The sequence below is a fragment of the Bacillus sp. JJ1127 genome (genome assembly GCF_036965845.1).
GTDB lineage: Bacteria > Bacillota > Bacilli > Bacillales > Bacillaceae_G > Bacillus_A.
Genome location: NZ_JBALQK010000172.1, coordinates 1 through 5,453, shown reverse-complemented (window position 1 = coordinate 5,453; position 5,453 = coordinate 1). Strand labels below are relative to the sequence as shown.

Annotated in this window: 5 protein-coding genes and 2 pseudogenes; 4 read left to right on the top strand and 3 right to left on the bottom strand. The window is 37.2% G+C overall.

Features of this window, described 5'->3' with window-relative positions; genetic code table 11:
• Positions 1–230: thiol-activated cytolysin C-terminal domain-containing protein (locus V7183_RS17100; RefSeq protein WP_335360263.1), on the top strand; the 230-nt coding region annotated here is incomplete at its 5' end.
• A 223-nt stretch (positions 231–453) separates the two neighbouring features.
• Here the strand turns inward: V7183_RS17100 and V7183_RS17095 are convergent.
• A pseudogene (locus V7183_RS17095) lies at positions 454–555 on the bottom strand (MerR family DNA-binding transcriptional regulator); the annotation flags it as partial.
• A 328-nt stretch (positions 556–883) separates the two neighbouring features.
• Between V7183_RS17095 and V7183_RS17090 the strand changes: the two are divergent.
• The 3 genes and pseudogenes from V7183_RS17090 to V7183_RS17085 all read left to right on the top strand — a co-directional run bounded on the left by V7183_RS17090 (position 884) and on the right by V7183_RS17085 (position 3,381).
• Complete coding sequence (locus V7183_RS17090; protein ID WP_097899420.1) at positions 884–2,086, top strand: MFS transporter; 1,203 nt, start codon at positions 884–886, stop codon at positions 2,084–2,086.
• Positions 2,085–2,165, top strand: a pseudogene (locus V7183_RS26005) (YxeA family protein); the annotation flags it as partial. The gene V7183_RS17090 and the pseudogene V7183_RS26005, both read left to right, overlap by 2 nt.
• 343 nt (positions 2,166–2,508) lie before the next feature.
• A complete protein-coding gene (locus V7183_RS17085; protein ID WP_170958194.1) occupies positions 2,509–3,381 on the top strand; it encodes a YitT family protein in 873 nt (290 codons plus the stop codon).
• Positions 3,382–3,511: 130 nt separating this feature from the next.
• Here V7183_RS17085 and V7183_RS17080 read toward each other — a convergent pair whose 3' ends face one another.
• Both V7183_RS17080 and V7183_RS17075 read right to left on the bottom strand, forming a co-directional pair.
• Positions 3,512–3,703 (bottom strand): hypothetical protein, encoded by a 192-nt coding sequence (locus V7183_RS17080; protein ID WP_097899418.1) that lies wholly within the window; start codon positions 3,701–3,703, stop codon positions 3,512–3,514.
• A 159-nt stretch (positions 3,704–3,862) separates the two neighbouring features.
• On the bottom strand, positions 3,863–5,131 hold the full coding sequence (locus tag V7183_RS17075) for an MFS transporter (RefSeq protein ID WP_335360262.1): 1,269 nt from the start codon (positions 5,129–5,131) through the stop codon (positions 3,863–3,865).
• Positions 5,132–5,453: the final 322 nt, after the last annotated feature.

The following is a 5,453-nucleotide window of genomic DNA, read 5'->3' as shown; positions in this document are numbered from 1 at the left end:
CCCATAAAACTTGGGAAGGAAACGGAAAAGACAAAACTGCTCATTTCTCTACAGTCATACCACTTCCACCTAATTCAAAAAATGTGAAAGTCGTAGCGAGAGAATGTACAGGTCTTGCATGGGAATGGTGGAGAACAATTATTAATGAACAAAATGTTCCATTAACAAATGAAATAAAAGTTTCACTTGGAGGAACGACATTATACCCAACTGCTAATATTAGTCATTAATTAAAGCCTAATTGTGATTCGAACCATAATTTTGCCGTTTCGGCAAGGTTATGGTTCTTTTTATTTATGGCAAAGTTATGCTTCTAAAAAATTATAAGGAAGAGTATTTGGAGATAGCGCCACATCGCCATCGAGTTAAGAAATTCATTGTTCTCCAAAATAAAAAAATAGACAACTGTGGAGGGATAAAATTTTTGTTTTGGAGGTACTTCAAAATAGTAGCTTGATGGGTAGGCAGCAGTCCGATTTGTTCGTAATATCTGATGGTTCGTTTCGTTAAACCGCTTTGTTTCGCTACGTCATCTATTTTTATTTCGTCTATCATTTCGTCCCTATATTTCTTTATTTTTACTATTACACTAACAGGATGTAGTTTTTAAGCTCAAGAATATTATACTACAACCAGAGCTTTTTCAGAAAAAACAAGCGGTTTAGGCTAACCATGAAGAGGGGCTTATTAATAAAATCATTCTTTTCCGTCTATTAAAGTTAACGTTGACGTAAAGGTTATAAAGTTTTATACTAACATTTGTAACGAAATTGCAATCATAGCTTTTTCAATATAAAGGGGATGGATAAGAGATATCAATCAGGGAACTGTAAACAGTAGATTGAACTTGCCCCAAAACCATATATAAAGGAGTTTGTAATGGATGAATTCAAATCAATCGTATTCACTTAGTGCCCAAAATCAATCGGCCAAACAACCGCTTGTCGTTTGGGTTATCTTTTTTGCCACAATCATTTCTTTCATGGGCTTAGGACTTGTCGATCCTATTTTACCTGCGATTGCAGAACAACTTCATGCTACTCCAAGCCAGGTTTCCTTACTATTTTCAAGCTATAACTTAATTACTGGGGTTGCGATGCTGATTACCGGCGTTGTCTCCAGCAGGCTTGGTATTAAGTGGACTTTATTGACCGGCATTCTATTTATCATCGTCTTTTCGGCACTGGCGGGTTCTTCAAATGGAATAGGGCAAATTGTCGCTTTCCGAGGCGGATGGGGACTTGGCAACGCATTATTTATTGCCACAGCGTTGTCTGCGATAGTAAGTTTCTCTGTAGGCGGAACCGCTAAAGCAATCATTTTGTATGAAGCAGCCATCGGACTTGGTATTTCCGTAGGCCCACTACTTGGCGGAGAATTAGGCTCTATTTCTTGGCGCGGCCCGTTCTATGGGGTAAGCGTGCTAATGATCATTGCCTTTTTTGCTCTTTTATTAAAAATGCCTCAAGTTGCAAAGCCGAAAGTAAAAAGCTCTATTCTTGATCCGATCAAAGCATTGAAATTCCCTGGATTATTAAGACTTGGGGTTACAGCATTCCTTTATAACATCGGATTTTTCACGTTAATGGCATACGCTCCATTCGTCATGGGATTGGATGAGCATGGGTTAGGATATGTGTTCCTTGGATGGGGAATTTGTCTCGCTATCACATCCGTCTTTGTTGCTCCGAAGCTTCAAGCTAGATTTGGAACGATTAAATCAATGTGCGCGATGTTAACCTTGTTTGCATTAACTCTTTTGGCAATGGGAATTTGGACAGAATCAAGAACAGCTATTATTGTTTTCGTTATCATCGCAGGCCTATTCTTGGGAACGAATAATACTTTGATTACTACAGCGGTTATGCAGGTTGCGCCAGTAGAGCGCGCTACGGCCTCCGCAGCATACAGCTTCGTCCGTTTCATAGGCGGAGCGATCGGACCTTGGCTGGCTAATAAGCTTGCTGAAATGTATACTCCACATGTTCCTTTCGTAATTGGCGCTGTATTTGTATTCGTGGCCATGCTGGTCGTTGCTTTTGGACGGAAACACATTGCGCATGTAGATCAAGTTAGCGGCCACTAAAAAAGGTGTAACATCCTGGGAAGGAATAAAGAAAGATGAACTCCCAAAAAAAGTTAAAGAAAAGATGGGCGTAAAATAAATATTAGTATATGTACAGCAAAAAACCTCTTTGAACATAAAGAGGTTTTTTTTCTGAAAACAATTACCTTGTTAGGTTACAAACTGTTGATTAACAATAAAGTTATTTAAAAATATGCTTGTTCTGTCATTCTGCAATCGGGGCATTTTGTTGAATAAAAATTTAAAAGGAAATAGGATATTTTTACATTTCAGAAGAGATTATAAGGAATTCTACTTAAAGAGGCAAAGGTTTCATAAGTATTCTGATGGGAATATGTTAGAATAGTTATTAGGAATGAGTCTAGCTGATTCAAAAATGTGTAGTAATGAAAAGAGAAAATAGTTTGAAACGGAGGAATTATATGAGTACAATCAAAAAACACAAGCCCAATAAACTAAAAATTGGTTTACGAGTATTAATGATTATTATTGGGGCATTTATAACAGCATATGGACTAGAATCGGTATTAATCCCAAACAACGTTTCAGATGGTGGTGTGACGGGTTTAAGTATCGTTAGCTCAAAACTACTTGGATTACCATTAGGAGTTCTAATTGCAGTCATTAACATTCCTTTTGTTTGGCTAGGGTATAAGCAAATTGGTAGGAATTTTGCCATTTATTCGATTATCGGTATTGCTTCATTAGCAATCGGTACGGTTCTTATGCACCAAGTACCAACCATTATTCACGGTGATACATTGTTAGTTACCGTTGTTGGGGGTATTATCATCGGTTTTGGTATGGGGTTAGCATTGCGTAATGGCGGCGCATTAGACGGGATTGATATGTTAGCCGTATTACTCTCTCGAAAATTACCTTTTGGGACAAGTGACCTCATCTTATTTTTAAACATGTTTGTCTTTATTGTTGTCTCAACAGTATTTGGTCTTGAAGGAGCTATTCTTTCAGCAATTGCTTACTTTATTGCTTCTAAAGTGATTCACATCGTTGAAGTAGGTTTAAGTGGTTCTAAAACATTTAAAATTATCACAAAGGAACCTGAATTAATGGTAGAGACAATTCGAGATCGCTTAGGTCGAAGTGCAACGTATAATGAGGTTTACGGCGGTTATTCAAATGAACAATTTAAAGAAATCACTTGTGTCATTAACCGTTTAGAAGAAAGTAAAATGAAAGAAATCATTCATGAAATTGATGGAAATGCCTTTGTTACGGTATATGACGTAGCAGAAGTAAAGGGCGGTAATTTCAAAAAACATGATATTCACTAGTTATAACTTAGAAAATTTTAATATAGTTTCACAAAAAATCACCTTTTTAGTTTGACTAAAAGGTGATTTTTTGTGACTGGGTTTATAAAGGTTCCGATGAAAAGTACTTAAACGGAGGTGTTATCCGTTGTTACACTCTATTTTTTTTAAGTAAGTAAAGCCCTGTAAGAGAAGATCCAAATGTAATTACAATTCCAACAGCAAGGATTCCCCAGGACAAAGTATTGTTAGGAATCGATTTAGCAAAACCTGATAAGAAGGCCCCGAAAATTCCTAACGAAACTAAACGCATTAGATTAGCCCAACCTATTTTTTGTATCATAGCTCATTCACCTTCCTTTTCCTGATTATACTATCTGGAAGAAGTGATATATCGGGCAATTTTGAATATGGCAAAAGACATGCTGTTTCGTGGTAAATGATGAAGTCCACGCAGCTCAAATCAGGGAAAATTATACATGAATTATCACAATATAGGATATTATCTGGCTTTACGAGACCATAAAATTACAGGTACTAAGATTAATGAAAACAGACCACCAACTAATGATAATGTCGTGTAGCTTGAATTTGCAACGATCATCCCAGACATAGCTCCTCCAGACGCACCTGCTAAGGCAATAAAAACGTCCGCTGTACCTTGAATTTTTGCTCGATTAGAAGAGTGTGTGTGGTCAACAATTAGAGTTGTGCCACTTATTAAGCCGAGGTTCCATCCTAAACCAAGTAAAGCAAGTGCACTAATTAAAGAAATCATACTTTCGCCTGATCCCAATGCTCCAACTAAACCTGCAAGTAGCAAAGTCATTGCAGATGCAATTGCCATTGATATTCTTCCAACTTTATCAATTAAATAACCTGTAAATAGTGATGGAAGATACATAGCCCCTACATGGATACCAATCACAAGTCCTATTGCTCCTATACTATGTCCATGATGCTCCATATGAACAGGGGTCATCGTCATAATGGCAACCATGATTAATTGTGTCAGAATCATAATTGTTGCTCCCAGGATAATTCCCTTATTATTACTTGCATGATTCACGATAAAAGTTGTGTCTTCTTTTTTGTTTTCTTTGTTATAAGATTCAATAGCTTGTGCAATAACAAATGGATCGGGTCTCAGTAAAATGAAGAGGACTAGCCCTGCTAATATAAAAGCTACTCCAGCTAAAATAAAGGGTCCTGCTAGGGCAGGTACACCAATTGAAAGAGCAAAGTCTCCCATAACTTCGACTAAATTAGGACCAGCTACGGCACCAAATGTTGTAGATACCATCGCTATACTTACAGCTGCCCCACGCTGGTTATTATTCGCCAAGTCTGTTCCAGCATATCGAGCTTGTAAATTTGTTGCTGTCCCCGCACCATAAATAAATAGCGAAATAAATAAAAGAAAAACACTATTAAGTATTGCGGCGATAACTACGCCAAGGGCTCCTATTCCTCCCACTAAGAAGCCTGTGAATAAACCAACACGCCGACCAAATTTCTGGGAGAGTCTCCCAACTAATAAAGCAGCTCCTGCTGAACCTAAGGTGAAAAGAGCAGCTGGTAATCCAGCAAAGGCTTCCGTCTGAAGCATTTGTTGAGCGAGGAGAGCACCTACCGTTATCCCAGCGGCTAAACCCGCTCCTCCAAAAATTTGAGACATACTAACAATGAGTAAGGTTCTTTTGTATAATGTCCTCTGTTTTTCAAGAGAATGAATATAGCTTTTTATCTGTAAGTTGGCATGGCTAGACATTTTAACACCTTCTTATTCGATATTATAACTCGTAAAAATTAACCACTTTGTTTGCCCATTCTACTAATTCAGCACAGTCATTCATTGTAGAAATTGGGCATGAAGTTGTCCTATTAATAAAATTTCAGGAAAATGAAATAAAGGTTGGGTTTTTAACAAAGGTTGTTTCATAGAAAAGTATTAAGAGAATGGGAGGATAAAATGAAATAGTGCTTCTCAGTTAACTGTATAAAAATAGTGTATTTATGGCAATGTTTTACTTCGAATTTCCGAAGAATAATTTCTAAAAAACTATGATTTACGGCAATCTTATGTTTCTTTT